A 25,732-nucleotide genomic window follows, 5' to 3' on the forward strand; every position below is an offset into this window, starting at 1 on the left:
TACTTCGGAAGACACTTTTACCCCCCCAAGAAGAGTCCGCACCGCTGGTCGATGCGGACGGGATCTCGCAGGAGGGTAGGGGACAAACCATCCAATGGTCGAGCAAATTGAGGAAAGGCTGAGGATGTGATCGATATCACATTCGAGAAAATTGGCGGACGACCCACCAAATCGGACACGTCTGCAGAAATAAGAAGTTGACGATCCTTTGACCGGCAGCGGTAGTTTGCTGGGCGCCTCTGCACACATCCTCTGCAGAGTCAGATCCCGCCTGGTCAGGCTAGATCAGGACATCTCACGTGGGGGGACTTCACCATGCCTGCCGCTCCGCTCGGAGCCACCTCCGAAGCGCGCCGTTCCAGATATCCGTCACGGACCGCTGTCGCCACCGCAGTCGGCCTCGCCCTGGCGCTGACCTCGATCACACCGTTCGCCTTCGCTGACGGTCCATCGGCCACTGCCACCACCCCGGCCGACGCTCCGGCCGGGAGCCCCGCCGCCAGCCCCTCGGCCATCCCGCCGGAGCTCGCCGCGCAGATGGCCACGGTCGACGCCGAGCGCGCCGGCAACAAGCCGCTGCTCAGCCCGACCGACAAGGCCATCGCCGAGGCGCAGAAGTCCGGCAAGCCCGTCCCGATCCCGGAGTTGACGGACGAGGTCAGCGAGACCGTCGCGACCCCGGCCGGCCACCTCAAGCGCACCGAGCACGTCGAGCCGCAGCGGGTGAATCAGAACGGCGCCTGGGCGACGCTTGACGGCGCTCTCGTCCCGGACGGGCAGGGTGGCTACCGGCCGAAGACCGCGCTGTCGGGGTTGCGCCTGTCCGGCGGTGGCCAGGGCCCGCTCGCCACCCTGACCAGCGCCGACGGCGAGACGCTCACCATCGACTCGCCGTTCCCGCTCACCAAGCCGGCGATCGACCCGAGCGGGGACGCGCTGATCTACCCCGAGGTCGCCCCCGGCGTCGACCTCAAGGTGACCGCCTCCAAGTTCGGCGGGCTCTCCACCGTCCTGATCGTCAAGACCGCGGAGGCGGCGAAGAACCCGGCGCTGAAGAAGGTCCGCTTCGGTACCCAGGGCAAGGGCGTCACCGTCCGGGCCGACGAGGCCGGCAACCTCACCGCCGCGGCCGCCGACGGTACGTCCCGCTGGCACGCCCCCAGCCCGCAGATGTGGGACAGCTCTGCCGCCGCCCCGGTGGCGGCCGCCAAGTCGGCCCCCGCCCTGAGCGCTTCGGCCGGAGACGCCCCGCAGGCGAAGTCCGAGGCGCGCAGCACCGCCGAGGGCCCGGGCTACGGCGCGAAGGTCGCCACCATGTCGACCACCGTCACGGCCGACGCCGTCGAGCTGACCACCGACGACGCGGTGCTCGGCAAGGGCCAGGGCCCGTGGTTCATCGACCCGGCCTGGATCCCCGACCGTAACGTGGCCAACAACTGGACCTGGACCCAGGCCGCCTACCCCGGCAAGGCCAACATCGGGCGGACCACCGGCAGCGGGGACCAGTACGCGCGGCCCGGTGTCGGTTACCAGGGCTACCGGGTCGACAAGGGCATCGAGCGCTCCTACTTCCAGTTCGACACCCACTGGTACCGCGGCGCGATCATCAACCGCGCGACCATGTCGGTGTGGGAGCACGAGTCCTCGGACTTCTCCTGCACCAACAAGTACACCCTGGACCTCTACCTCACCAGCCCGATCAGCGACCAGACCAGCTGGAGCAATCCGCCCACGAACCAGGGCGGCCGACTCGGCGAGGCCTCGGTCCCCGGCGCGGGTCAGCCCGGCTGCGGCGGCGAGTACCAGTTCAACTACGACGTGACCGGGGTCTACCAGAACTTCGGTACCAGCCGCGACACCCTCACCTTCGGTGTGTTCGCCCGCGACGAGTCCAACATGTCGGCGTTCAAGCGGCTCGGCTACAGCCCCGCTGTCGAGATCGAGTACGACCGCGTCCCCAACGTCCCGACCGGCACGTACGCCTCCCCCGCTCCCACCACGGCCGTGCCGTGGGCAGACAACCAGGGCTGCACCGGCGGCACGATGGGCTGGATGAACTCCGCGTCCGGTTTCAACGGCGCCGTCACCCTCAACGCGACGGTCAGCAGCCCGGTCCAGCAGTCGCTCTACGGCTGGATGGGCATCTGGGACTACGCCGACACCAACCGGGCCGACAGCGGCCAGACTCCCGAGGTGGCCAACGGCGGCACGGCCGCGTTCCAGGTCAAGCAGGGCCTGCTCCAGGACGGCCACGTGTACGGCTGGGACGTCATGGCCACCGACGGGCTGGTCCAGCGGTCCGGCGGGAGCCCGGCCTGCCGCTTCGGCGTCGACCTGACCCCGCCGACCCTCTCCGTCCCGGACGCCAACACCCTGCTGCCGGAGGCCGAGCTCGACTACAAGCTCCCGCCGTCCGGCAACGGCCAGGTGACCAGGAAGCACGTGGGCCAGGAGGGCCTGGTGCCGTACACCGCGGCCGACCCGGCCCCGGGCGGCAACGCCTCCGGTGTGGTCTGCGCGCGCTGGTCCTGGGACCCGCAGTTCGCCGGGGACGGCTGGTACTGCGGTGGCGGCATCAGCAACGGGTTCCCCGTCACGCTCTCCCGCTGGGGCACCAACATCCTGTACATGCAGGTGATGGACAACGCGCGCAACGTCTCGCCGGTCGCGCAGTACTCCTTCTACGTGCCGTGGAACCCGGACGGCCCGCCGCCCGTCTTCGGTGACGTCACCGGTGACGGCGCCCCGGACATCCTGCAGCCCGACCAGGCCGGCTACCTGCGCGCCTACAACGCCCCGGGCAACTCGAAGGTCCGCTCCCCGGCCGTGGCGGCCGTCGCCACCCCGGCCGACGCGCCCGGCGGCAAGGGCTGGAACACCATCCAGATCGCCCACCGCGGCACGCTCACCGGTGGCAACAACATCGACGACGTGTTCGCCCATGCTCCCGGTGACCCGCTGCTGCGGCTCTACCAGAACCCCGGGAACACCGGCGCCTACGGCCGGATCGACAAGTCGGTGCCGATCGCCAAGCCGAAGTGCGTCCCGACCGCGTCCGAGGACTGCGCCTGGCTGAAGGCCGCTGGGTACAACGCCGCCGACTGGTCCGGCACGCTGCGGATCGCCGCCCTCGGCGACCCGGTCAGCACCGACCTCGACCCCAAGCTGGGCTTCAAGAACAAGACCGGTCTACTCACCGTCGAGAGCACCAACAACGGTGCCGACGCGGCTCTCTGGTACTATCCGGCCACCAACGCCAACACCCTGGGCAAGCCTGTCCAGCTGGCCGCGTCCGGGTGGAAGGACAAGGAGCTGATCACCCCCGGCGACTGGGCCAAGCAGGGCCGCCCGGGCCTGTGGGCCCGCAACCTCGCGGCCGCCGCCGACGGACCCAAGGACGACCTCCTCGCCTACACCTTCACCACCGGGACCGTCACCGCGACCGACAGCCTGGGCGCGCCCGTCATCGACAGCAACGGCAAGCCGCTGCTCGTGCCGACGCTGACCCAGATGGCGCCGGTCGGCACCCGGATCGGCTGGGTCTCCACCGACACCTACCCGACCGTCGGCTCGGACGGCGACCTCACCGGCAACGGCAACCCCGGCCTCTGGGCCCGGAAGGCCGACGGTTCCCTGGAGATCTGGTGGGGCCAGCCCACCACCCCCGGCAACCCCTCGGCCGGCTTCGGCTGGCTGGCCGGTCCCAGCCCGATCGGGAACACCTCGGTCTCCCCCCAGTGGTGGGCGCTCGACGGCACCGGTGACAGCAGCGGCACCAACACGCTGTACAGGAACGGCGGCGACCCCAAGGCCACCTACCCGGCCGGGGCCGCACTCACCACCGACCACAACCGTGCGGCGAACAAGGCGACCGCCTTCGACGGCACGACGGTCTACCGCACCACCGCGCCGGTCAACTCCGGTTCCAACACCCCGGGGCTGGACACCACCCAGAGCTACAGCGTCTCAGCCTGGGTGAAGATCAACAACACCGACGGCTACCACACCGCGGTCTCGCTCACCGGCAACGAGGCCAGCCCGTTCTATCTGCAGTACTCGAAGTCCCTCAAGAACTGGGCCTTCGTCCTGCCGAGCAACGACAGCTTCAACGCGAGTGCCTGGTACACCGCGTACGACCAGAGCGGCCGCACCACGGCCACGGTCGGCCAGTGGACCCACCTGACCGGCACCTACAACGCCACGAACGGCATGGCCACCCTGTACGTCAACGGCCTGGCCGTCGGCTCCACCAAGGTGGGAACCACGTGGAAGCCGCCGGCGGGCAGCCTCAACATCGGCGGCGCCGCGTACAACAAGGACGTCCCCGCCGACCTCGTCAACGGCGCGATCAGCGACGTCCGGGTCTACCCGTACGCGCTGACCGACCCCCAGGTGAACACCGTCGCCACGTCGCAGTCCATCGTCCACATCCGCAGTGCGGTCGACAAGCACAAGTGCCTGGACAACTGGGGCAGCACCGCGGGCTCGCCGGTGGTGATCTACGACTGCTGGAACGGTGACAAGCAGCACTTCACCGCTACCCGGGACAACCAGCTCAAGACCGTACCGAACGGGCTCTGCATCGGCACCCGGGACGCCAACGTCATCGACGGCACCCCGGTGGTCTCGCAGGCGTGCGACAACTCCGGGGCCCAGACCTGGATCCGCCGCTACGACGGCACGCTCTTCAACCCGGCGTCGAACAGGTGCCTGGACCTGCCCGCGTCCAACACGCAGAACACCACCGCACTGGCCGTCTGGCCATGCGGAAACCAGGCGAACCAGCACTGGCTCTTCGACAACCAGACCCTCGCGGGCGTGTAGCCCCCGTCGGTCGTCGTCAGGCCACCACCGCGGCCCCTCGCCGAGCGCCTCGTGCGTTCGGTGGGGGGCCGCGGTGGTGTTCGGAGGGCGAGGAGGGTCAGACGCGGCGGCCCTCAGTGGGGGTGGCGGGGACGGCCGTGGGGGCGGTGGTGCTGCCGGCCTTGGCGCCGAGGGCGCGTTCGACCTTGGCGACGGCGGTGCGGTACTCCATGGAGGCGGTCTGTTCGTTGCTGCCCTGGCGTTCGAAGTAGCCGAAGGCCATGGCCACCGTACCGAAGCGTTCGATGCCGACGTAGCCGTTGAGTCGGACGCCGGCCAGGGTGCCGTCGAGGTGGACGGCGGGGGCGTCCTTGCGGTCGCCGAGGGTGACCGGGCTGACGGTGAAGGTCACGGTGTCGCTGGGGCCGGCGTTGAAGGTGATGGTGTGGCAGGTCTTCAGGGCGTCGGCGGCGGAGTTGAAGTCGGTGGCGAGTTGGTCGGACGGCTCGGCCGCGAGGGCCTGGGTGACCATCGGGTTGCCGTTCGGGCCGTCGAGTTCGGTCTCGGCGCGCGGGATCGCCGCGCCCGGCCGGGTGACGTACATGTTGATCAGGGCGCTGAGCGCGTCGCATCCGGTCACCGGGTTCGACGGGCTCGCGCTGGGGCTCGCGCCGGCGCTGGGGCTGGGGCTCTGGGTCGCCGGGGGCTCGGTCCAGCCGGGGCCGAGGTCGGCCGCGGTCAGCAGGGCCGACTTCAGCTGGTCGGCGGAGGGCAGTGGCTGGGCGGTTGCGGCGGACGCCGGGAGGGCGGCCGGGCCCAGGGCGACCGCCACGACGACGGCCGCGGCGGTGAGGGCGTGGAAGGGCCTGGTCAGAGACATACGGGTCCCCCGGTCGAGAGTTCGGGAAGGGACAGGCCACCAGTGTCCCACCGGGGGCTGGGCCGGGCGCGCGGGCGGGGATCGGCGCAGGTCAGGGCCGGTCGGAGGCCGCGGAAGCGTCGGAGGGGCGGGCCGGGCGGGAGGGCTCGGCCGGCAGGGTGTCGAGGGTCTCGGCGAGCCATTGCACCCAGAAGCTCTCCAGTCCGATGCCGGCCCGCAGCACCGCGTGCTGGAGCCGGTTCTCCTCGTCCGCCCGCTCGGCCGGGAAGTCGCGCCGCTCGATCTCCCGGTAGTCGGCCAACTGCTCGCGGTGCAGGGCGAGATGGCGTTCCAGCTCGGCCGCCAGGCCGTCCGTGCCGACCACCGCGGCCGCCCGCAGCCGCAGCAGCAGTGGCTCCCGGACGGCGCGCGGCGCGGCGCCCTCGGCGGTCCAGCGGGCCAGTTCGGCGCGGCCCTCCGGGAGCACCTCGTACTCCTTCTTCTGCCCGCGCACCGGCGCCTCCGGCCGGAGGGCCCGGATCTGTCCGGAGGCCTCCAGCCGGCCCAGTTCGCGGTAGATCTGCTGGTGGGTGGCGGGCCAGAAGAAGCCGATCGACCGGTCGAACCGCCTGGTCAGCTCCAGCCCCGAGGACGGTTTCTCCAGCAGGGCGGTGAGGATGGCGTGCGGCAGCGACATGCCGTCGATCGTACGGGGAGCGGGCAGGGGGGACGGACGAGGCGAAGGCGGGGTACGGGCGCGCGGGACGGGTCGGGCTCAGCCCCGGGTGGGCGCGGGGGCGTGCCGGTCGAGCACGGCGCGCAGCCGGTCGGGGTCGGCGGTGCCGCGCTTGGGCAGGACGGCCAGGCAGGAGTTGTTCTTGTCGTTGCTCAGCAGGACGAACAGCCCCGGGGTCTCCACGTGGTGCGGGACCGCCTGCCAGGTCAGGGTGCTGGTGGAGTGGCGGTTGGTGATGGTCACGCCGGACGCCGCCACGGTGGCGGTGAACTCGCCCTTGTCGGCGGTCAACTTGTGGAACTGGCCGGCCTGCAGCCGGGGCAGCCAGAGGAGCAGGGCCAGCGCGGCGAGCACCATGAACACCGGCGGGAAGCCGATGCCCTTGCCGGTGGAGAGGTCGAGCGCGGCGATGAGCGGGCCGCAGACGACGAGCAGGTACAGGAACGCCCGCTGGCGCCGGCCCGCGCGCGTCGCCCGGGACCGGGCGGCCAGGGCCTCCCGGAAGTCCGCCACCGTGGGCGTGTACGCCAACTCGACCCGCTCGTCCGCCGCCGGCTCGTCCGCCATCGGCGCGTACGCCGTCTCGCCCTGCTCGTCCATCGGCCTGCTCTCCCCTGTGATCCGCTCCACGCCCCGCGCACCGTGATCCGCGCTGCGACCTGCGGATACTAGCAACGGCCCCCGGGCGGACGGCGAGTGGTTTTCGGTCGGCGCCCCCGCTCGCGGCGGGGGCACCGACCGTGCGGGACGCGGGGGCGCCGACCGTGCGGGACGCGGGGGCGCCGACCGTGCGGAACGCGGGGGCTCAGAGCGCCGCGGCGAGCTCGGTGCCCTGCTTGATGGCGCGCTTGGCGTCCAGTTCGGCGGCCACGTCGGCGCCGCCGATCAGGTGCACCGGCAGGCCGCGCTCGCGCAGCGCCTCGTACAGGTCGCGGCGCGGCTCCTGGCCGGTGCAGAGCACGACGGTGTCCACGGGCAGCAGTTGGCGCTCGCCGTCCACCGTGATGTGCAGACCGGCGTCGTCGATCAGGTCGTAGGTGACGCCGGGGACCATCACCACGCCGCGGTGCTTGAGCTCGGTGCGGTGGATCCAGCCGGTGGTCTTGCCGAGGCCGGCGCCGACCTTGCTGGTCCTGCGCTGGAGCAGGTGGACGCTGCGCGGGGGCTTCGGCCGCTCCGGGGCGCGCAGGCCGCCGCGCTCGCGGTACTCCGGGTCGATGCCCCACTTCGCCTGGAACACCGGCGGGTTGAGGCTCGCCGCGTCGCCCGGGTCGGTGAGGAACTCGGCCACGTCGAAGCCGATGCCGCCGGCGCCGAGGATGGCGACCCGCTCGCCGACCGGCGCGCCGTCGCGCAGCACGTCGAGGTAGCCGAGCACGCTGGGGTGGTCGATTCCCGGGATGTCGGCGGGAGTTCGCGGGGTGACGCCGGTGGCGAGGACGAGCTCGTCGTGGCCCTGCCCGGCCAGCTGCTCGGCGGTGACGGTCGCGCCGAGCCGCAGCGTGACGTCCAACTCGGCCAGCCGGGTGCGGAAGTAGCGCAGCGTCTCGTCGAACTCCTCCTTGCCGGGGATGCGCCGGGCGATGTTCAGCTGCCCGCCGATCGCCTCGGCGGCGTCGTACAGGGTGACGTCGTGGCCGCGCTCGGCGGCGGAGACGGCGAAGGCGAGGCCGGCCGGGCCCGCCCCGACGACGCCGATCCGCTTGCGCAACTGGGTGGGCCCGAGGACGAGTTCGGTCTCGTGGCAGGCGCGCGGGTTGACCAGGCAGGAGGTGATCTGGAGGTTGAAGGTGTGGTCGAGGCAGGCCTGGTTGCAGCCGATGCAGGTGTTGATGGCCTCGGCGCGGTCGTCCCGGGCCTTGGCGACGAAGTCGGCGTCGGCGAGCAGCGGGCGGGCCATCGAGACCAGGTCCGCGCTGCCCTCGGCGAGCAACTGCTCGGCGATCTCGGGGGTGTTGATGCGGTTGGTGGTGACCAGCGGGATGCCGACCTTGCCCATCACCTTCTTCGTCACCCAGCCGAAGGCGCCGCGCGGCACGGAGGTGGCGATGGTGGGGATGCGGGCCTCGTGCCAGCCGATGCCGGTGTTGATGATGGTCGCCCCGGCGGCCTCGACGGCCTGGGCGAGCCGCACGACCTCGTCGAGGGTGGAGCCGCCGGGCACCAGGTCGAGCATGGAGAGGCGGTAGACGATGATGAAGTCCTCGCCGACCCGCTCGCGGACCCGGCGGACGATCTCCACCGGGAAGCGCATCCGCCGCTCGTACGTGCCGCCCCACTCGTCCTCGCGGTGATTGGTCGCGGCGACGATGAACTCGTTGACCAGGTACCCCTCGGAGCCCATGATCTCGACGCCGTCGTACCCGGCGCGGCGGGCGAGTTCGGCGCAGCGGGCGAAGTCCTCGATGGTCTGCTCGACCTGCTCGGCGGTGAGCGCGTTGGGCGTGAAGGGGCTGATCGGGGCCTGGATCGCGCTGGGGGCGACCAGGTCGCGGTGGTAGGCGTAGCGGCCGAAGTGCAGGATCTGGAGGGCGATCCTGCCGCCGGCGGCGTGCACCGCGTCGGTGACCACGCGGTGCCTGTCGGCCTCCTCCTCGGTGGTCAGCATCGCGCCGCCCTCCCAGGGGCGCCCGGCCTCGTTGGGGGCGATGCCGCCGGTGACGATCAGGCCGACGCCGCCGCGGGCCCGCTCGGCGTAGAAGGCGGCCATCCGCTCGTAGCCGCCGGGGGCCTCCTCCAGGCCGACGTGCATCGAGCCCATGATCACGCGGTTGGGCAGGGTGGTGAAGCCGAGGTCGAGCGGGCTGAGCAGGTGCGGGTAGCGGTTGCTGCCGGGGTGGGCGCTCATCGACGTCTCCTGGGGCGCGGGCGGGAAGTGGACCGGGGAGTGGACCGGGGCGTTGTGAACCGGGGGCGTTGTTACCGCAGGGTAGGGGACGGGCGGCGGGGTATGCAACTAGTTGCATAAGGCTCTCCCGGGTCGCCGGGAGGGCCCTCCGGATGGCTCGAACACGGCTCCGGGGACCGACCGGACGCGTATCGTCGTGTCCCGGACATCGCGGGGGCGTCGCGGGGGGACATCGCATCGCGGGGACGCCGCGGACTCGAAGCTCGGGACTCAGGAGAGGAGCGACCGTGCGCGGTGGCTCGGTGGCCGTGGTCGGGGGCAGCATCGCCGGGAGCGCCTTCGCCGGCGCGGCCGCCCGGCTCGGCGCGGAACGGGTGGTGGTGCTGGAACGCAGCCCCGGGCACCTGGAGGACCGCGGCGTGGGCCTGTGCACCCACAACGACCGCTTCGACGAACTGGTCCGGGCCGGACACCTCGATGCGGACACCCGCCGCCACCGCCTCACCGTCCGCCGCTGGGTCGCCCGGGGCGCGGCCGGCGAGGGCGACGGGCCGGACGGCTGCGGGCGACTGCTCTGGGCCCAGCCCTTCCCGTTCCACTCGCACCACTGGGGCGTGCTCTGGCAGGCCCTGCGTGAACGGATGCCCGAGCAGGTCGAGTTCCGGCTGGGTGCCACGGTGACGGCCGTCGGCAACGAGCCGCGCGGGGGCGAACCGGACGGCGGCGGGTCGGAGGGCCCCCAGGCCGAGCCGGACGGCACCCGGGCCGAGACGGACGGCGCCTGGGTCGAGACGGACGGCGGCCGCGAGACGTACGACCTGGTGATCGGCGCCGACGGCTACCGCTCGGTGGTCCGCGAGGCCGTCTGCCCGCAGGCCGAGCCCGAGTACGCCGGGTACGTGTGCTGGCGAGGCAGCTACGACGCCGCCCTGCTGGCCGAGCTGCCCGGCGGCGCGGCGCCCTGGCCGGAGGAGCAGTGCATCACCGCCTGCTACCCCGGCGGCCAGGTGGTGATCTACCGCATCCCCGGGGTCGCGCCCGGCCGCACCCAGGTGAACTGGGTCTTCTACGCCCCCACCCCCGCCTGGCTGCGCCTGGACGGCCCGACCAGCATCCCGGCGGGCAGCCTCACCGACCCGCAGGTGGACGAGCTGCGCCGGCTCGCCGAGCGGTACCTGCCGCCGTACTGGGCCGGCCTGGTCACCCTGACCCCGCGCGAACGGACCTTCCTCCAGCCGGTCTACGACCTGGCGGCCCCGGCCCGGACGGCCGGACGGCTGCTGATCGGCGGGGACGCGGCCACCGTGGTGCGCCCGCACAACACCAGCGGCGCGGTGAAGGCGATCCAGGATGCCCACGCCTTCGAGCTGGCCGGGCGGGAGGCCGGCTCCTGGGCAGCTCTGCTGGCCGCCTACGACCGCGAACGGACGGCGGCCGGGCGGGAGTTGGTGGAGCTGGGCCGCACCCTGGGCCGGGCCCAGGTCACCGCGGCACCGGACTGGTCGGGGATGGACGAACCGGCCATGACCGCCTGGTGGCACCACCAGTTCACCGGCGGCGGGGGCTTCGGCGGCCACGCGCTCGGCCGTACCGACTGAGCGCGTGGCCGTGACTGCCGAACCCCGGTCGACCCGCTTCGGGCGAACGGGCGTCGACCGCTACCGACTGGCGACGGTCAGACGTTGACGCCGTAGTCGGTCGCGATGCCGCGCAGGCCGGAGGCGTAGCCCTGGCCGATGGCGCGGAACTTCCACTCGTTGCCGTTGCGGTACAGCTCGCCGAAGACCATCGCGGTCTCGGTCGAGGCGTCCTCGGTCAGGTCGTAGCGCGCGATCTCCAGGCCGTTGGCCTGGTTGACGATCCGGATGAACGCGTTGCGCACCTGGCCGAAGTTCTGCAGCCGGGCGTCGGCGTCGTAGATCGACACCGGGAAGACCACCTTGGCCACGTCGGCCGGGACGCGGTCCAGGTCGACCTTGATCTGCTCGTCGTCCCCGTCTCCGCCGCCGGTCAGGTTGTCGCCGCTGTGCTCGACCGAACCCTCGGGGCTGCGGAGGTTGTTGAAGAAGACGAAGTGCTGGTCCGAGACCACCTTGCCCAGCGCGTTGCACAGCAGCGCACTGGCGTCCAGGTCGTAGTCGGCCCCGGTGGTGGTGCGCACGTCCCAGCCGAGACCGACGATCACGGCGCTCAGACCGGGCGCCTCCTTGCTCAGCGAGACGTTGCCGCCCTTGGCCAGCGAAACTCCCACAATGCCCTCCTCTGATCTCTCCCTGTGGACGAATCTACAACACTGTAGAGATCACGAGAATCCGTCTGCAGGCGGGCCCACCCCGGGAATTTCTCCGGGTCGCACACGGGAACCCTGCGGGGGAACAGCCGCCGGCCCGGCCAGGACGTCACCGCACGGCGTCGATCTCGATCCGCAGCGCACCGTTCTCGGCCGTCGCCCTGCGGCCCCAGCCCAGCAGCAGGCCGAGCACCTCGCGCTCGGCGGCCGGGAGCCGGGCCAGGTCCACCTGCTCGATCTCCCGGACCAGCGCGGCCATCGACGGCTGCCGGATCCGGCTGCTGAAGTCGAGGTCCGGCTCGTGGCGGGCGAGGGTGGGCAGGGTCCGCGCACCCAGACGGCGCAGGACGGCCCGCAGGGCGCCGCCGTCGACCCAGGCCTCCAGCCGCCCGGGCTGCGGCGCCGGGCCGGCCCCGCGCCCCGTCCTCGCCTTGACCGGCACCCGGTACAGGCCGAGGACGTACTCGTCCTCGGCCACCTCCTCGTCCGGCCCGTACGGCCGCAGGCCGCCCGCTGTGCTCCGCATGCCGAGCACCCTAGCGACCTCCCGCCCTAGACTGGCAGTGGACTTCCCCTCGTCCGCTCTTCCCCCGTTCCCCCTCGTCGGCTCGCCGCCGTCTCCCCTCGTCGCAGGCCCGGTCGCCGGAGGTCCCGATGCGCCAGCGGTACAGCTTCCACCTCGACCAGGGCGGGCACTCGGTGACCGTCAACGTCCGGTCCGGCTGGATCACCGAGACCGAGCTGCTGGTCGACGGCAAGGAGTGCGACTTCCACCGCGTCCACGGGCACGGCGACTATCCACTGACCCTCACCGCCCAGGTCGCCGAGGAGCCGCCGACCCCGCCGAGGCCGCTCGCGGTGCGGCTGGACCGCACCGGCCGGGCCGAGCACCCGCTCTCCTGCGTCCTGGAGCTGTCCGGCGCCGAGCACCCGATGCCCGAGCGCACGGCGCGCTGATTCCGCTTCCTCCCCCCGCGAATTCCGCCTCCTCCGCACGGCCGCGCCCATCCACGGCCGCCTTCCGAGGGCGTGGAGCCGGAGACCCCGTTCCCCGTTCGTGGCCGACCCCCTCGGTCAACCCTCGACCGTCCGCGATCCCCTTCGGTGCACCGAAACCACCCGTTCGGGCGGTTTGCCCGCAAATGCCACCAAACCTTACGATCCACCGTCCGGACCCACCGGCCCGGACCCCCACGACGAAAGCCCTCCCATGACCACCCCCGCGACCCCTGACGCCTTCGACACCCTCCTGGGCGAGGCGATGGCCGGCTCCGAGCGCTTCGGCCACCGCCAGCACGTCCGGCTCACCTGGCTCGCGGTGCGCCGCCACGGCGCCGCCGACGCCCTCACCCTGGTCGGCGAGGGCATCCGGCGCACGGCCGCCAAGGCGGGCGCACCGCAGAAGTTCCACGTCACCATGACCCGCGCCTGGGTCGAGCTGGTGGCCCACCACGCCGACGCCGCACCGGACTTCGACACGTTCGCGGCCCGCCACCCCGAGCTGCTCGACAAGGAGCTGCTCACCCGCCACTACCGGCCCGGGACGCTCGCGGGCGAGCGGGCCCGGACCACCTGGGTGGAGCCGGACCTCGCCCCCTTCCCCCGGGCCGCTCAGCCGTCCTGACGCCGCCCGGCACGCTCCTCGACGGTCCCCTCGACGATCTCCTCGACCGCCTTCCTTGCCCGCTCGGCGTCCTCCGCGACCAGCCCGATCCTGGTGCGGCGGTCGAGCACGTCGGCCGCGTCCAGCGCGCCCTCGTGGCTGACGGCGTAGGCGATCTCGGCGCGGGTCACGTCCAGGCCCTCGGCGATCGGCGTCAACTCCCCGGCCGCCAGCACCTCGTGGGCCGCGCCGCCGTGGCGGGCGAGCAGTGAGGCGGGCACCCGCCCGGCGGTTCCGCCCTCCGGGACCCCGGCGGGCAGCGGGCGGCTGTCCCCGTGGCCGGGGGCGCCGACCAGCGGCAGCCGGGCCGTCCAGCAGGCGCGGGCGGGCAGGCCGCGCAGCCGGACGGCGGCGTCCACCGCGTCCTCGGCCATCCGGCGGTAGGTGGTGAGCTTGCCGCCGACCACGGTGATCACCCCGGACGGGCTCTCCAGCACCGCGTGCTCGCGGGAGATGTCGGCGGTGCTGCCGTCCCCGGTGTCGATCAGCGGGCGCAGCCCGGCGTAGGCGCCGATCACGTCCGCCCTGGTCAGGGCGGTGGCGAGGGCGGCGTTGACGGTGTCGAGGAGGAAGGAGCACTCGGCCTCGGTGGGCTGCGGCTCGTCCGGGATCGGGCCCGGGGCGTCCTCGTCGGTCAGGCCGATCGCGACCCGGCCGAGCTGCTGCGGGAGGGCGAAGACGAAACGGCTGGTGGAGCCGGGCACCGGCACGGTGAGGGCGGCGGCCGGGTTGCCGAGGGCCTTCGCGTCCACCAGCAGGTGGGTGCCCCGGCTGGGCCGGAGCCGGATCGAGGTGTCCACCTCGCCCGCCCAGACGCCGGTGGCGTTGACCACCGCGCCGGCCCGGACGGCGAGTTCCCGCCCGGTCAGGGTGTCGACCAGCCGGGCTGAGGTGCCGGTGACCTGCTCGGCGCGCACCCTGGTCAGCACGCTGGCACCGTACTGCGCGGCGGTCCGGGCCAGTGCGACCACCAGCCGGGCGTCGTCCACGAGTTGGCCGTCGTGGGCGACCAGCGCGCCGCGCAGCCCGTCCGTCCGCACGCCCGGCACCAGCCGGCGGGTCCGGTCGGCGTCGATCCGGCGCACCCGGGGCAGCAGCGCGCCCGGGGTGCCGGCCGTCAGGCGCAGCGCGTCCCCGGCGTGGAAGCCGGTACGGATCAGCGCGGCCTGGCCGGGGCGCAGCAGGTCCGGGAGCAGCGGCACCAGTTGGGGCAGTGCGCGGATCAGGTGCGGGGCGGTGCGGGTCATCAGCACGCCGCGCTCCACCGCGCTCTCCCGAGCCACCTTGATCCGCCCGGAGGCGAGGTAGCGCAGGCCGCCGTGCACCAGCTTGGAACTCCAGCGGCTCGTCCCGAAGGCGAGGTCACGGGCCTCGACCAGCACCGTGCGCAGGCCGCGCGAGGCCGCGTCCAGGGCCACTCCGGCACCCGTGACGCCGCCGCCGATGACCAGGAGGTCGATCCGGGCGTCGTCGCCGAGCGCCTCCAGCTCCGCCGCCCTTCGGACGGCGTTGAGCCGGGAGGTCCCGGCGTGCGGACCGGTGTACGGGCCCGCGTGCGAACCGAAGGACGGACCGGTGTGCGAGCTGGAGTGCGGACCGGTGTGCGGGCCTGCGGTGGGGGTCATGGCGCGAGGTATCCGTTCAGTGCTCTGGCCAGTTCGCGCCGCCAGGCCGCCTCGGGCAGCAGGGAGGCGACCATGCGGTGCGACTGGACGGTGGACTGGGCTGTCAGCAGGACCATGGCGGCCAGTTCGAGCGGCTCGCCCTCCCGGATCGAGCCGTGCGCCTGGCCCTGCTCGATGCCGGTGCGCAGTGCCTCCAGCAGGCCGCGCTGGCTGGCGCCGAGCCGCTCGACGACGTACTCGAGCAGCAGGTCGGAGTCGTCGGAGCGCAGCAGCGCGCCGATCACCGGGTGGTCGCGCAGCCGGACGGCGATCTCCACGGTCCGTTCGACGAAGGCCTCCCGGTCCCGGCCGGTCGGCACGGCGGCCTCCAGGGTGGCCAGGATCTCCCGGGTGAGCAGCGCGCCGATCACCGCCCGGACGTCCGGCCAGCGGCGGTAGACGGTCGGCCGGCTGACCCCGGCACGGCGGGCGATCTCGGCGAGCTGGGTGCGGCGCACGCCGAGGTGGACCATCAGGTCGGCGGCGGCGTCCAGGATCGCGTCGTCGGTGCTGCGGGCCCCCGGGACCTGGCCGGTGCCCCCGTGGGTCTGGCCCGGCGTCTCGGGCTCGTCGTTACTACTTGACATGATGTGTGAAACTGTAACGCATGGCACCTGAGACGCAAGCGGGACCGGCCGGCGCCGCACTTCCGCTCCCCCCGATGAAGTGGGACGCCTGGGGCGACCCGGCCCTGGCCAAGGAGCTGTCCGCCGACATCAAGGGACTGCTCGCCGCCGCCCTCGGCGTCACCGGCGACGCCGCCCCCGGGCCGAGCGCCGACGAGGTCGTCCTGCACCCGTCCCGGCTCTCCGCCGAGGACCTCGACGCGCTGGCCGGCGCGGTCGGCAAGGAGCACGTCAGCGCCGCCGACGCCGACCGGCTGCCGCGCGCCGGCGGCAAGTCCACCCCGGACCTGCTGCGCCGCCGCAGCCGCGAGGCGCAGGACGCCCCCGACGCCGTCGTGCTGCCCGGCAGCGAGCAGGAGGTCGCCGCCGTCCTCGCGGTGTGCGCCGAACGCCGCATCGCCGTCGTCCCGTTCGGCGGCGGCACCAGCGTGGTCGGCGGCCTCGACCCCGAGCGCGGCGGCCTCGCCGCCGTCGTCTCCCTCGACCTGCGCCGCTTTGACCAGCTGCTCGACCTGGACGAGACCTCCGGCGAGGCCGTCCTCGGCGCCGGCCTCACCGGCCCGGCCGCGGAGGAGCTGCTCGCCGAGCGCGGCTGGGAGCTCGGCCACTACCCGCAGAGCTTCCGCTACGCCACCATCGGCGGCTTCGCGGCCACCCGCTCCTCCGGCCAGGACTCGGCCGGGTACGGGCGCTTCGACGAGATGGTGCGCGGGCTGCGCGTCGTCACCCCGGCCGGGGTGCTCGACCTCGGCCGCGCCCCCGCCTCCGCCGCCGGCCCCGACCTGCGCCAGCTCTTCCTCGGCTCCGAGGGCACCCTCGGCGTGATCACCGCCGTCCGGCTGCGCGTCCACCCGCTGCCCGCCGTCAAGGCGTACGAGGCGTGGAGCTTCCCCGACTTCGCCACCGGCACGGCCGCGCTGCGCGCCGTCGAGCAGCAGGGCACCGGCCCGACCGTGATCCGGCTCTCCGACGAGGCCGAGACCATGATCAACCTGGCCATGACCGAGCAGATCGGCGGCGCCCCGGCGGTCAGCGGCTGCCTGGCCGTCACCGTCTTCGAGGGCGGCGCCGCCCAGGTCGCCGCCCGGCAGCAGCTCACCCGCGACGCCCTGCTCGCCGCCGGCGGCACCTCGCTCGGCGAGGGCCCCGCCCGGGCCTGGGAGCACGGCCGGTTCAGCGCCCCCTACCTGCGCGACTCGCTGCTCGCCGCGGGCGCGCTGTGCGAGACCCTGGAGACCGCGGCCTCCTGGAGCCGGCTGCCGGCCCTGCGGGCCGCCGTCACCGAGGCGCTCACCGGCGCCCTGCCCGGCTCCCTGGTGCTCTGCCACGTCTCGCACGTCTACCCGACCGGCGCCTCGCTCTACTTCACCGTCGTCGCCGCCCTCGGCGAGGACCCGCTCACCCGCTGGGGTACCGCCAAGCGCGCCGCCGGGGACGCCATCCTCCGCACCGGCGGCACCATCAGCCACCACCACGCCGTCGGCGCCGACCACCGGCCCTGGATGACCGAGGAGATCGGCGACCTCGGCGTGCGCATCCTGCGCGCCGTCAAGGCCGAACTCGACCCGGCGGGCATCCTCAACCCGGGCAAGCTGATCCCGTGAACGACGTGAGAACCGTCCGCAGGGTCGCCGTTCTCACCAACCCGGCGGCGGGCATCGGCCACGCCGAGCCCGCCGCCCACCGGGCCACCACCCGGCTGCGGGCCCTCGGCGTCGACGTCGAACCGCGGGCCGGGCGCTCCCCCGAGGACGCCGTCCGGCTCGCCCGCGAGGCGGCGGCCGACGGCGTGGACGCGGTGGCCGTGGTCGGCGGCGACGGCATGATCAACCTCGCCCTCCAGGCCCTGGCCGGCACGCCCGTCCCGCTCGGCGTGATACCGGCCGGCACCGGCAACGACCACGCCCGCGAGTACGGCCTGCCGCTCGGCGCCCCCGAGGCCGCCGCCGACGTCATCGCCGCCGGGCGCACCCGCGGCGTCGACCTCGGCCGGATCACCGGCCCGGACGGGGCGGTGCGCTGGTACGGCTCCGTCCTCGCCACCGGCTTCGACTCCCTGGTCAGCGACCGCGCCAACCGGCTGCGCTGGCCGCGCGGCCGGATGCGCTACAACCTCGCCATCGCCGCCGAGTTCGCCAACCTCCGCCCGCTGCCGTTCCGCATCACCCTCGCCGACGGCACCGTCATCGAACGCGACCTCACCCTGGCCGCCGTCGGCAACACCCGCAGCTACGGCGGCGGCATGCTGATGTGCCCCGCCGCCCTGCCCGACGACGGACTGCTCGACCTCACCCTCGTCGACGCCATGCCCCGGCTGCGCATCGCCCGCTTCTTCCCCACGCTCTTCAAGGGCACCCACATCACCTACCCGGAGGTCACCACGCTGCGCACCGAAGCCCTGCGGATCGAGTCCCCCGGCATCACCGCCTACGCCGACGGCGAGTTCATCGCCGCGCTCCCGGTGGACGTCGCGGTGGTACCGGACGCCCTGCGGGTGCTGGTGCCGTGAGGGGCTGACGCCGCCGTCCGGCCGTCGGGGTGCCGCCGGACCGCGGTGCCGGTCTCACCCCGCCAGGCGGCGGCGCCACAGCAGCGGGCGTATCTCGACGGCCTGGGACGGGTCGCCGTTCCAGACCGTCGGCAGGCCGGCCTCCGCCAGGGCGGCGACCACCTCCTTCCCGACCGCGGCGGTGGCCGCCGGGGAGCCGTCGAAGCCGCCGTACAGCAGGGACAGTCCGTGGCCGAGGGCGGCGGATTCGGTGCCCTGGGCGTGGAAGTAGACGAAGCCGCGGGCGTCGGCCTCGCCGGCCTCGGCGATCTCGGCGTCGCCGCAGGAGCGGCAGCAGCCGAAGTCCTCCCGGGCCGTGATGCCGCCCGCCTCCAGGGCGGCGAAGGCCCGGGCCAGGCGCTCCGGATCCGTCTCGCCGATCCAGCCGGTCTGCTCGCCGACCCGCTCCAGCCAGAGCCGGTCGGCGAGTTGCTCGGCCTGGGGGCGCGAGAGCGGGCGGCGGTCGCCCGCGACCAGGTGCTCCTCGGCCTGCTCGGCGAGCCGGGCGCGGTCGGTGTAGCCGCAGGCCAGCGTCAGCCGCAGCCGGTCCTCCAACTCCCGCCGCTCGCCCGCCTCCAGGTCGATCGGCGGCACCGGCGCCGGCGCCGGGCCCAGGTCGAGCGGCTGCCAGTCCAGCCCCTCGTCCCAGCCCGCCGCACCGCGCGCCCAGCCCGTCATCGCCGCGACCACCGGCTCGGGCCCGTCCAGCCGCACCTCGAAGTGCCGCTCGGCGGAGCCGTCCCGGTGCTCCAGCGTGTACTCCTCGCCGTCGGCGTGCCACACCTGCACGTACACGTCCGGCAGGTCCGGTATCCGCTCCACGACGAGGAAGCGGTCGTCCGGCGCACCGATGCGCCGGACCATCCCCGCGAGGTCGTCCGCGGACACCCTCAGGTGCCGCGTCTCGTTCGTCTGCACCGTGATCGCCAGCATGACGTCACCGTTGCACACGGCACTGACAATCCCCGTGGCCGATCCCCGGCGGCCGATCCCCGCAACAGATCCGGCGGTTCAGGCCCGCCACGCCCGTACCCGGCCGGCCGGCAGCGCCACGGCCGCCGCCACGGCCGCCGTCTCCAGCGGCACGCGGTTCTCCCGCCCCGGCCCCTCCACCACCGTGAACCCGTCGTCCCAGGCCGCGGCGGCCTCGGCGGCGAACGTCCCGTCGTCCGTGCTCAGGCCCCCTGGACGAGGGACTTCAGCTCGCCGACGCTCTCGGTGAGGGTCGGTTCGCCGGAGCCCGGGTCGACGGTGAAGACGCGGTAGCCGGCGTCGGTGGTGACCCTGACCCGGCCGGACCCGGCCCACTCCGCCGCGACGAACTCCCCCTGGCCCCGGAAGCCGCCCGTGTGGAGGGCGAGGACGTCCCAGCGGCGGGTCGCCAGGCCGGTGCCGGTCTCCAGCCGGACGAAGTAGCGCCCGTTGTAGCCCTCCGGATCGTCGTGGTGGGCCACCGTCAGGACGTGGTCCGCCCGCTCCGGGGAGGCGGTGCGGCTCACCCCCTGGACCTTCGGTCCGAACATCTGCAGGACGTGGCCGCCACCCGACAGCAGCAGCCCGAACACCGCGAACGCCGACGCCAGCCCGCCGACGACGTCCCACCGGCCGCGGACCACGACCGCGGCCAGCAGCAGGACGGCGGCCAGGCCGAGCATCGCCCACGGCCGGTTCAGGACGTCGGCCGCCACCGCCCGCCCGCCGTTGCCGGACTCCATCCGCCCCACCGCCCACAGCGCCGGCGGCAGCAGCAGCGCGGTGACGGCCACGATGCCGCCGGCTCTCCCACGGTTCGCCATCGAACCCCCTCCTCGGTTTCCGGGCATCCTGGGGCGCTGCCCGCCCCGGCCCGGCCGAGAGGTTCTCCGGTGCCCCGGTACCGCCGGTCTGCTAGCCTCCTGGAGGCCGTGCGAGAGAACGAGGAGGTGGTACCCGTGAACGTTTCGACATGGGTGCTCTCCTCCGGGGTCACGGTCGGGCGATAGGTCGTCGTCCGGGAGCGCCGTTCCAGTGCACTCCCGAAAGGCACGACCATGCGTTTCACTTCCGAACAGCACCTCGACGGCGGCGTCCTCGAGCGTGGGTTCACCCTCGGCGAGATCCCCGGCATCCTGTGGACGCCCGCATCCGCCTCCCCGTCCGAGCCGGTCCCGCTGGTCCTGCTCGGCCACCCCCCGCTCGGACTGCGCAGGATGCACCCCCGGCTGGTCGCCCGGGCCCGACGCTGCGCGGCGGACGGCTTCGCCGCGGCCACCATCGAGCTCCCCGGCAGCGGGGACCGGCCCCGCTGGGCCGCCCTCGAGCAGGCGCGCGCCGACCTGCGCCGGGCCATGGAGGCCGGCGAGCCGGTCGGCGAGGAGATCGTCGACGCCCTCGTCCTCCCGCTCGTCGACAAGTCCGTCCCGGAATGGCGGGCCGCCCTGGACGCCCTCCTCGCCCTGCCCGGGATCGGCGGCCCGGTCGGGTACTCGGGGGGAGTCATCTCCATCGGCGTCCGGCTGGCGGTGGTCGAGCCGCGCATCGTGGCCGCCGGCCTCTTCGCCGGGAGCCTCGTTCCCCGTGCCGTGTTCGAGGAGGCCCGCCGGGTCACCATTCCGCTGCACGTCCTCCTGCAGTGGGACGACGAGGGCAACGACCGGCAGGCATCCCTGGACCTGTTCGACGCCTTCGGCTCCCGGGAGAAGACGCTGCACGCCAACATGGGCGGGCACACGGGCGTCCCGCGGTTCGCGGGCGAGGACGCGGCCGGGTTCTTCGCCCGGCACCTGCGCCAGCCGCAGGCCGGTCCCGGTGGACGGTAGGCAGTAGGCCGGTGCCGGCCGGCCGTCGCGATCGAGGAGGGCGCGGGCCCTCCTCGATTCGCGGCGCGCCGGCCGGTGGCTCCCGGCCCGGCCGCCGGGAAAACCGGGTGACCCGGCGGAAGGGGGTCGGGTAGCGTGCCGGGCATGTCGAGCCCTGAGGCATCCAGGGTGGGGGCTTTCGGTCACGCGCCGTCAGCCCCCTGAAACCCCGGAGATCCTGAACCACCGAGGTCCGAGCGAGCGCCACGCCTGCGCCGCCCGGGGGTTGAGCGTGCGGTGACGAGACATCCGTCCTCCTCGTTCCCACCGCCCCGCTTCGGAGCCTCTCGATGCCCCTTCCGCTCTATCTGCTCGCCCTGGCCGTGTTCGCCATGGGCACCTCGGAGTTCATGCTCGCCGGGCTGCTGCCCGGACTCGCCGCCGATCTCGGCGTCACCGTCGGTACGGCCGGCGGGCTGACCTCGGCCTTCGCGGTCGGGATGGCGGTCGGCGCGCCGCTGATGGCCGGGCTCGCCCGCGGCCGGTCGGGGCGCGGCAGCCTGCTCGGGTTCGTCCTGGTGTTCGCGGCGGCGCACGCCGTCGGGGCGGTGACGACGAGCTTCCCGGTGCTGGTGGCCACCCGGGTGGTCGCCGCGCTCGCCAACGCCGGGTTCCTGGCGGTGGCGCTGACCACCGCCGCCGCGCTCGTCCCGGCGGACCGCAAGGGGCGGGCGCTCGCCGTGCTGCTGTCGGGGACGACGGTGGCGACGGTCGCCGGCGTCCCGGGCGGGGCGGTGCTGGGCGCGCTGTTCGGGTGGCGCGCCGCGTTCTGGGCCGTCGCGCTGCTCTGCCTGCCGGCCGCCGTCGGCATCGCCAAGGGCCTTCCGCCCGTTGCCCCGTCGACCGACCGGGCCGCGGCCCCGGACCCGGCCCCGGCCCTGCGCGCGGAGCTCGGCGAGCTGCGCCGCCCCCCGCTGCTCCGCGCGATGCTGCTCGCCGCGCTGGTGAACGCGGCGACCTTCGGCGGCTTCACCTTCCTCTCCCCCGTGGTGACCGGCCCGGCCGGGCTGGGCGACCTGTGGGTGCCGGTCGCGCTGGTGCTGTTCGGGGCCGGGTCGTTCGCCGGGGTCACCGTCGCCGGGCGGCTCGCGGACCGGCGCCCCGGCCTGGTCCTCGCCGTCGGCGGCCCGCTGCTGCTGGCGGGCTGGCCCGCCCTGGCCGTCCTGGCGGACGCGCCGGGCGCGCTGCTGCCGCTGGTGTTCCTGCTGGGCGGGCTGTCCTTCGCGGTCGGCGGCACGCTGATCACCCGGGTGCTGTACGAGGCGGCCGGCGCCCCCGCGCTGGCCGGCGCCTACGCGACCGCCGCCCTCAACCTCGGCGCCACGGCCGGCCCGCTGCTGGCCGCCGCCTCCCTCGGCACGGCGGCCGGTGACCTCGGCCCGTTCTACGCGGGCGGCCTGCTGGTCGCCGCCGCACTGCTCGTCGCGGCGGTGCGGCCGCGGCTCGGCTGAGCCCTGCCGGAGCCGGCTGCGGGCGGCGGCGGAAGCCGGCCGCCGCCCGCGGCGCGGTGGGCCGCTCCTGGTCCGGCGTGTCGACCGGCACCCGGGCGTGCACGCCGGCCGGCGCCTGTCGATCGCCCGGGCGGCGGGGCCGGGCCCGGCACCCAGGAGACCGGCCCCGACGGTGCAACTCCGCTGCCCACGGCGGCCGGTGGCCCGGTGACGCCCCGCCGGGGACCGGCCCTGACAGCCGGCTCCCCCACCCGCGACGACCCGCGCCGCAGCCCGACGCAGGGTGACTGCCTGCCGGGACCGACCCCCGTACGGCCCCGGCACGCCCCCTCCCCCGCTACCCGACCACCCGCAGCACGATCTTGCCCTGGATGTGCCCCCGCTCCGCCCGGCGGTGGGCGGCGACGGCCTCCCGCAACGGGTAGACGCCGTCCACGGCCACCCGGACTCGGCCGTCCGCCAGCAGCAGGGCGAGTTCGGCGAGGTCGCCGCCGCTGGAACGGACCTGCCACAGGCCCTCGTTCAGGGCCACCCCGAGTTCCGCGGCCCGCTCGGGCCGGTAGTCGCCGAGGAAGCAGGACACCAGTCGGCCCCCGCGCCGCAGGGCGCCCAGCAGGCGGTGGGCCTCGGGGCCGCCGACGGTGTCGACCAGCAGGTCGGCGCCCTGGACGGCCTCGGCGGCCGGGGTGCGGGTGTAGTCCACGAAACGGTCGGCGCCGAGGCCGTGCAGGAACTCCTCGTGCCGCCCGGAGGCGACCGCGACGACCTCCTCCGCCCCGGCCAGGCGCAGGAGTTGGACCGCGAGGTGTCCGATCCCGCCGGCCGCGCCGACCACCACGGCCGATCCGCCCCCGGCGTAGCCGAGGCGCTTGTACAGGAACTGGAAGGCGGTCAGCCCGGCCATCGGGACGGCGGCGGCCTCGACGTGCCCGAGGGCAGCCGGTTTGCGCGCCAGGTCGGCGGCCGACGCGACGACGTACTCGGCGTAGCCGGACGGGCGGCCGGGGAAGCCGAGGAGTCCGAAGACCTCGTCGCCGACGTTCCAGCCGGTGTCGGGGCCGCCGAGTTCCGCGACCACGCCGGAGACGTCGGTGCCGAGGGTCAGCGGCAGCGGCCAGTCGGGCCGCCGTTCGGCCGGGATGGTGGTGAAGCCGCTCCGGACGTACCAGTCGGGCGGGTTGACGCCCGCCGCGTGGACGCGGACCAGCACTTCTCCGGGCCCCGGGACGGGCCTCGGCACCTCCTCGTACCGCAGCACCTCGGGTCCGCCGTAGGCGTGCAGCCGGACGGCTTTCATCGTGTTCTCCGTGGCCATGTGCTCTCCCCCGACGCAGGACGGACGGGCTCCGACTAGAATCCGGAGCGCCGCTCCGGAAAGCTAACCGGAGCAGTGCTCCAGTTGTCAACGGCGAGGAACCCCATGCCCCTTGAACCGCAGACGGCGCCCCGCGCCGACGCCCAGCGCAACCGCGACCGGATCCTGGCCGAGGCGGCCGCCCTGATGGCCGACGAGGGCACCCAGGCCTCCCTGCGGGACGTCGCCCGCCGCGCCGGGGTCGGCCTCGGCACGCTCTACCGGCACTTCCCCACCCGCGAGGACCTGCTGGCGGCCCTGCTCGGCCGCCGCTTCGAACTCCTCACCGCCCGCGCCGACACCCTCGCCGCCGCCGAACCGGCCGGCCCCGCCCTGACCACCTGGCTCCACGAGTTCCTCGACGCCGCCGCCTACCGGGGCCTGCCCGCCACCCTGATGGCCACCCTGCAGGACCCGGAGTCCGCCCTGCACGCGAGCTGCCTGCGGATGCGCCAGGCGGGCGGGCGGCTGCTCGCCGCCGCCCAGCAGGAGGGACTGATCCGCCCGGACGTCACGGCGCTCGACGTCTTCGTCCTCGTCAACGCCCTGAGCTGGACCGCCGACCAGGGGCCTACCCTCGCCGAGCGCCGCGACCACCTCTTCGGGCTGGTCATGGACGGCCTGCGGCCCCGCTGACCCCACCGGCGCCGAAGGCCGTGCCGAACTCGCCGTCCCCCGGCCACGGTTCACACCCCCGGGGTCGCCGCCACCCGCCCGTCGGCGATCGCCGCGACCAGCTCGCCGTGGTCGGCCGCCGTCCGGTCGGCGTAGCGCAGCGCGAAGTCGGCGACCGCCTCGGCGAAGGTGTCGGCGCTGCCGAGGTAGCCGGCGATGGCGAGGCGGTCGCCGGTGCGGGCGTGGGCGCGGGCGAGGGTGCGGCCGCAGAGGTCGGCGTAGGCGCGCAGGCCGGAGGGCCGGAAGTCGGCGATGTCCGCAGAGCCCTTCATGTCGCGCAGTTGGCGGCCGTAGAAGTGGCGCCCGGCGGGGCCGGTGGTCCAGCCGAGGAAGATGTCGCTGGCGGCCTGCATCAGGTGCTGGCCGGTGACGACCCGGCGGCCGCCGTGGTGGGCGAGCACCTCGGCGTCCGCCCGCAGCGGCGGCAGGTGGTCCTCCAGCACCGACCGGCCGGCCTCCTTGAGCTGGAGGAACAGCGGGTCGTGCCCGTTCCCGCCCTCCAGCAGCACGATGTAGCAGCGGGTGCCGACGCTGCCCACGCCGACCACCTTGGTGGCCGCCTCGACGAACCGGTAGCGGTCCAGCAGCACCCGGCGGTCCTCCGCGAGGGTGGCCCGGTAGTCGCTGAACACCTTGCCGACGCCGCGCAGTTCGGTCTTCCTCAGCGGTTCGATCAGCGGCGGAGCGCTGATGATCCGGCGCCGCCCGTCGCGTTCCTCGGTGAGCTTGCCGAAGGCCTGGAGGCTGGTGCGGCGCCGGGCGCGCGCGAACTCGGCCTCGGCCCGCCTGCGCTGCCGGGGCTTGGCGAGCAGCGGCAGCAGCTGCGCGGTGTCCACCCGGGCGTACCAGACGTCGAGTTCACCCCGGCCCGCCAGCCGCCGCATCGCGGTCGCGTACCCCTGGGCGGCGGCGAGCGCGGCCCGGCGCGCCCGCCGGTCGTCCTGGCCGTTGTCGCGGGCGGCGACGGCGACGCTGGCGGCGAGCCGTTTGACGTCCCACTCGAAGGGGCCGGGGAAGGTCTCGTCGAAGTCGTTGACGTCGAAGAGCAGCGCGCGCTCCGGCGAGGCGTACAGGCCGAAGTTCAACAGGTGGGCGTCGCCGCAGAGTTGGACGGTGAGCCCGGTGTCGGGGAGGGCGCCGAGGTCGGCGGCCAGGACGGCGGCGGCGCCGCGCAGGTAGGCGAACGGGCTCTCCGCCATCCGCCCGTGGCGGATCGGCAGCAGCCGGGCGACCCGGTCCGCGCCCTGCCGTTCCAGCACGCCGAGCGGGTCGGGCCGGTCGGCGGCGGGGATCCACCGGCCGTGGGCGGAGCGGGAGACCCGCTCCCGGGCGGCCCGGCCGTGCCGGCGGCGTTCGGCGGGGGTGGTCATGGCGCGGC

General features: G+C 74.3%; 21 protein-coding genes. 9 read left to right on the top strand and 12 right to left on the bottom strand.

Annotation, left to right across the window (positions count from 1 at the left end; translation table 11 throughout):
* The first annotated feature begins 537 nt into the window (after positions 1-537).
* On the top strand, positions 538-4,824 hold the full coding sequence (locus ACFCY1_RS12820) for a LamG-like jellyroll fold domain-containing protein (protein WP_049650192.1): 4,287 nt from the start codon (positions 538-540) through the stop codon (positions 4,822-4,824).
* A gap of 97 nt (positions 4,825-4,921) precedes the next feature.
* On the opposite strand, the gene ACFCY1_RS12825 is transcribed toward ACFCY1_RS12820, so the two are convergent.
* The 4 genes from ACFCY1_RS12825 to ACFCY1_RS12840 form a co-directional block, all read right to left on the bottom strand.
* Complete coding sequence (locus ACFCY1_RS12825) at positions 4,922-5,683, bottom strand: hypothetical protein (RefSeq protein WP_375874514.1); 762 nt, start codon at positions 5,681-5,683, stop codon at positions 4,922-4,924.
* A 91-nt stretch (positions 5,684-5,774) separates the two neighbouring features.
* Positions 5,775-6,359 carry a PadR family transcriptional regulator gene (locus ACFCY1_RS12830; RefSeq protein WP_375874515.1) on the bottom strand — a complete coding sequence of 195 codons (585 nt, stop codon included), beginning with the start codon at positions 6,357-6,359 and terminating at the stop codon, positions 5,775-5,777.
* A 78-nt stretch (positions 6,360-6,437) separates the two neighbouring features.
* Positions 6,438-7,028, bottom strand: a complete 591-nt coding sequence (locus tag ACFCY1_RS12835) for a YcxB family protein (RefSeq protein ID WP_375874516.1) — start codon at positions 7,026-7,028, stop codon at positions 6,438-6,440.
* A gap of 175 nt (positions 7,029-7,203) precedes the next feature.
* Complete coding sequence (locus ACFCY1_RS12840) at positions 7,204-9,246, bottom strand: FAD-dependent oxidoreductase (protein ID WP_375874517.1); 2,043 nt, start codon at positions 9,244-9,246, stop codon at positions 7,204-7,206.
* Between the two features lie 287 nt (positions 9,247-9,533).
* Here ACFCY1_RS12840 and ACFCY1_RS12845 point away from each other — a divergent pair, with 287 nt between their 5' ends.
* Positions 9,534-10,844 (top strand): FAD-dependent monooxygenase, encoded by a 1,311-nt coding sequence (locus ACFCY1_RS12845; protein WP_375874518.1) that lies wholly within the window; start codon positions 9,534-9,536, stop codon positions 10,842-10,844.
* Positions 10,845-10,921: 77 nt separating this feature from the next.
* Here the strand turns inward: ACFCY1_RS12845 and ACFCY1_RS12850 are convergent, their stop codons facing one another.
* Positions 10,922-11,497, bottom strand: coding sequence for a TerD family protein (locus ACFCY1_RS12850; protein WP_049650185.1), 576 nt, complete (start codon positions 11,495-11,497; stop codon positions 10,922-10,924).
* A gap of 148 nt (positions 11,498-11,645) precedes the next feature.
* The gene (locus tag ACFCY1_RS12855) at positions 11,646-12,062 is read right to left on the bottom strand and encodes a hypothetical protein (RefSeq protein WP_159028378.1); all 417 of its coding nucleotides are present in this window, start codon (positions 12,060-12,062) and stop codon (positions 11,646-11,648) included.
* Positions 12,063-12,190: 128 nt separating this feature from the next.
* Between ACFCY1_RS12855 and ACFCY1_RS12860 the strand changes: the two genes are divergently transcribed.
* Together ACFCY1_RS12860 and ACFCY1_RS12865 are read left to right on the top strand one after the other, a co-directional pair.
* The gene (locus ACFCY1_RS12860; protein ID WP_074004108.1) at positions 12,191-12,493 is read left to right on the top strand and encodes a hypothetical protein; all 303 of its coding nucleotides are present in this window, start codon (positions 12,191-12,193) and stop codon (positions 12,491-12,493) included.
* A gap of 253 nt (positions 12,494-12,746) precedes the next feature.
* The gene (locus tag ACFCY1_RS12865; protein WP_375874519.1) at positions 12,747-13,160 is read left to right on the top strand and encodes a hypothetical protein; all 414 of its coding nucleotides are present in this window, start codon (positions 12,747-12,749) and stop codon (positions 13,158-13,160) included.
* On the opposite strand, the gene ACFCY1_RS12870 is transcribed toward ACFCY1_RS12865, so the two are convergent.
* Entirely contained in the window at positions 13,148-14,824 is a 1,677-nt protein-coding gene (locus ACFCY1_RS12870) for a glycerol-3-phosphate dehydrogenase/oxidase (protein ID WP_375874520.1), read from the bottom strand. The genes ACFCY1_RS12865 and ACFCY1_RS12870 overlap by 13 nt on opposite strands.
* On the bottom strand, positions 14,821-15,450 hold the full coding sequence (locus tag ACFCY1_RS12875; RefSeq protein ID WP_079272406.1) for a TetR/AcrR family transcriptional regulator: 630 nt from the start codon (positions 15,448-15,450) through the stop codon (positions 14,821-14,823). The genes ACFCY1_RS12870 and ACFCY1_RS12875 overlap by 4 nt, the downstream gene beginning before the upstream one ends.
* Positions 15,451-15,524: 74 nt before the next feature.
* Between ACFCY1_RS12875 and ACFCY1_RS12880 the strand changes: the two genes are divergently transcribed.
* Entirely contained in the window at positions 15,525-17,093 is a 1,569-nt protein-coding gene (locus ACFCY1_RS12880; protein ID WP_375874521.1) for an FAD-binding oxidoreductase, read from the top strand.
* Positions 17,090-17,998, top strand: coding sequence for a diacylglycerol kinase (locus ACFCY1_RS12885; protein WP_375874522.1), 909 nt, complete (start codon positions 17,090-17,092; stop codon positions 17,996-17,998). The genes ACFCY1_RS12880 and ACFCY1_RS12885 overlap by 4 nt, the downstream gene beginning before the upstream one ends.
* A 54-nt stretch (positions 17,999-18,052) precedes the next feature.
* On the opposite strand, the gene ACFCY1_RS12890 is transcribed toward ACFCY1_RS12885, so the two are convergent.
* Together ACFCY1_RS12890 and ACFCY1_RS12895 are read right to left on the bottom strand one after the other, a co-directional pair.
* The gene (locus tag ACFCY1_RS12890) at positions 18,053-18,970 is read right to left on the bottom strand and encodes a DUF6891 domain-containing protein (protein WP_375874523.1); all 918 of its coding nucleotides are present in this window, start codon (positions 18,968-18,970) and stop codon (positions 18,053-18,055) included.
* Positions 18,971-19,212: 242 nt separating this feature from the next.
* A complete protein-coding gene (locus ACFCY1_RS12895; RefSeq protein WP_375874524.1) occupies positions 19,213-19,833 on the bottom strand; it encodes a hypothetical protein in 621 nt (206 codons plus the stop codon).
* A gap of 234 nt (positions 19,834-20,067) precedes the next feature.
* On the opposite strand from ACFCY1_RS12895, the gene ACFCY1_RS12900 reads away from it, so the two are divergent.
* Together ACFCY1_RS12900 and ACFCY1_RS12905 are read left to right on the top strand one after the other, a co-directional pair.
* A complete protein-coding gene (locus tag ACFCY1_RS12900) occupies positions 20,068-20,835 on the top strand; it encodes an alpha/beta hydrolase (protein WP_375874525.1) in 768 nt (255 codons plus the stop codon).
* Positions 20,836-21,164: 329 nt separating this feature from the next.
* Positions 21,165-22,325, top strand: a complete 1,161-nt coding sequence (locus tag ACFCY1_RS12905) for a Cmx/CmrA family chloramphenicol efflux MFS transporter (RefSeq protein ID WP_375874526.1) — start codon at positions 21,165-21,167, stop codon at positions 22,323-22,325.
* Between the two features lie 337 nt (positions 22,326-22,662).
* Here the strand turns inward: ACFCY1_RS12905 and ACFCY1_RS12910 are convergent, their stop codons facing one another.
* A complete protein-coding gene (locus tag ACFCY1_RS12910) occupies positions 22,663-23,640 on the bottom strand; it encodes an NADP-dependent oxidoreductase (RefSeq protein WP_063780350.1) in 978 nt (325 codons plus the stop codon).
* A gap of 105 nt (positions 23,641-23,745) precedes the next feature.
* Between ACFCY1_RS12910 and ACFCY1_RS12915 the strand changes: the two genes are divergently transcribed.
* Positions 23,746-24,315, top strand: a complete 570-nt coding sequence (locus ACFCY1_RS12915) for a TetR/AcrR family transcriptional regulator (RefSeq protein WP_375874527.1) — start codon at positions 23,746-23,748, stop codon at positions 24,313-24,315.
* Between the two features lie 50 nt (positions 24,316-24,365).
* On the opposite strand, the gene ACFCY1_RS12920 is transcribed toward ACFCY1_RS12915, so the two are convergent.
* On the bottom strand, positions 24,366-25,724 hold the full coding sequence (locus tag ACFCY1_RS12920) for a DUF2252 domain-containing protein (protein ID WP_049658339.1): 1,359 nt from the start codon (positions 25,722-25,724) through the stop codon (positions 24,366-24,368).
* Positions 25,725-25,732: the final 8 nt, after the last annotated feature.

It is taken from the genome of Kitasatospora sp. NPDC056273, from assembly GCF_042268845.1.
GTDB lineage: Bacteria > Actinomycetota > Actinomycetes > Streptomycetales > Streptomycetaceae > Kitasatospora.

Bases quoted from the DNA above. Each gene is read 5' to 3' on its own strand.
- ACFCY1_RS12840 (WP_375874517.1), bottom strand. From the start codon at position 9,246: ATGAGCGCCCACCCCGGCAGCAACCGCTACCCGCACCTGCTCAGCCCG.
- ACFCY1_RS12920 (WP_049658339.1), bottom strand. From the start codon at position 25,724: ATGACCACCCCCGCCGAACGCCGCCGGCACGGCCGGGCCGCCCGGGAG.
- ACFCY1_RS12820 (WP_049650192.1), top strand. From the start codon at position 538: ATGGCCACGGTCGACGCCGAGCGCGCCGGCAACAAGCCGCTGCTCAGC.
- ACFCY1_RS12860 (WP_074004108.1), top strand. From the start codon at position 12,191: ATGCGCCAGCGGTACAGCTTCCACCTCGACCAGGGCGGGCACTCGGTG.
- ACFCY1_RS12880 (WP_375874521.1), top strand. From the start codon at position 15,525: ATGAAGTGGGACGCCTGGGGCGACCCGGCCCTGGCCAAGGAGCTGTCC.
- ACFCY1_RS12855 (WP_159028378.1), bottom strand. From the start codon at position 12,062: ATGCGGAGCACAGCGGGCGGCCTGCGGCCGTACGGGCCGGACGAGGAG.
- ACFCY1_RS12890 (WP_375874523.1), bottom strand. From the start codon at position 18,970: ATGCTGGCGATCACGGTGCAGACGAACGAGACGCGGCACCTGAGGGTG.
- ACFCY1_RS12910 (WP_063780350.1), bottom strand. From the start codon at position 23,640: ATGGCCACGGAGAACACGATGAAAGCCGTCCGGCTGCACGCCTACGGC.
- ACFCY1_RS12900 (WP_375874525.1), top strand. From the start codon at position 20,068: ATGCGTTTCACTTCCGAACAGCACCTCGACGGCGGCGTCCTCGAGCGT.
- ACFCY1_RS12825 (WP_375874514.1), bottom strand. From the start codon at position 5,683: ATGTCTCTGACCAGGCCCTTCCACGCCCTCACCGCCGCGGCCGTCGTC.
- ACFCY1_RS12870 (WP_375874520.1), bottom strand. From the start codon at position 14,824: ATGACCCCCACCGCAGGCCCGCACACCGGTCCGCACTCCAGCTCGCAC.
- ACFCY1_RS12830 (WP_375874515.1), bottom strand. From the start codon at position 6,359: ATGTCGCTGCCGCACGCCATCCTCACCGCCCTGCTGGAGAAACCGTCC.
- ACFCY1_RS12915 (WP_375874527.1), top strand. From the start codon at position 23,746: ATGCCCCTTGAACCGCAGACGGCGCCCCGCGCCGACGCCCAGCGCAAC.
- ACFCY1_RS12905 (WP_375874526.1), top strand. From the start codon at position 21,165: ATGCCCCTTCCGCTCTATCTGCTCGCCCTGGCCGTGTTCGCCATGGGC.
- ACFCY1_RS12875 (WP_079272406.1), bottom strand. From the start codon at position 15,450: ATGTCAAGTAGTAACGACGAGCCCGAGACGCCGGGCCAGACCCACGGG.
- ACFCY1_RS12895 (WP_375874524.1), bottom strand. From the start codon at position 19,833: ATGGCGAACCGTGGGAGAGCCGGCGGCATCGTGGCCGTCACCGCGCTG.
- ACFCY1_RS12865 (WP_375874519.1), top strand. From the start codon at position 12,747: ATGACCACCCCCGCGACCCCTGACGCCTTCGACACCCTCCTGGGCGAG.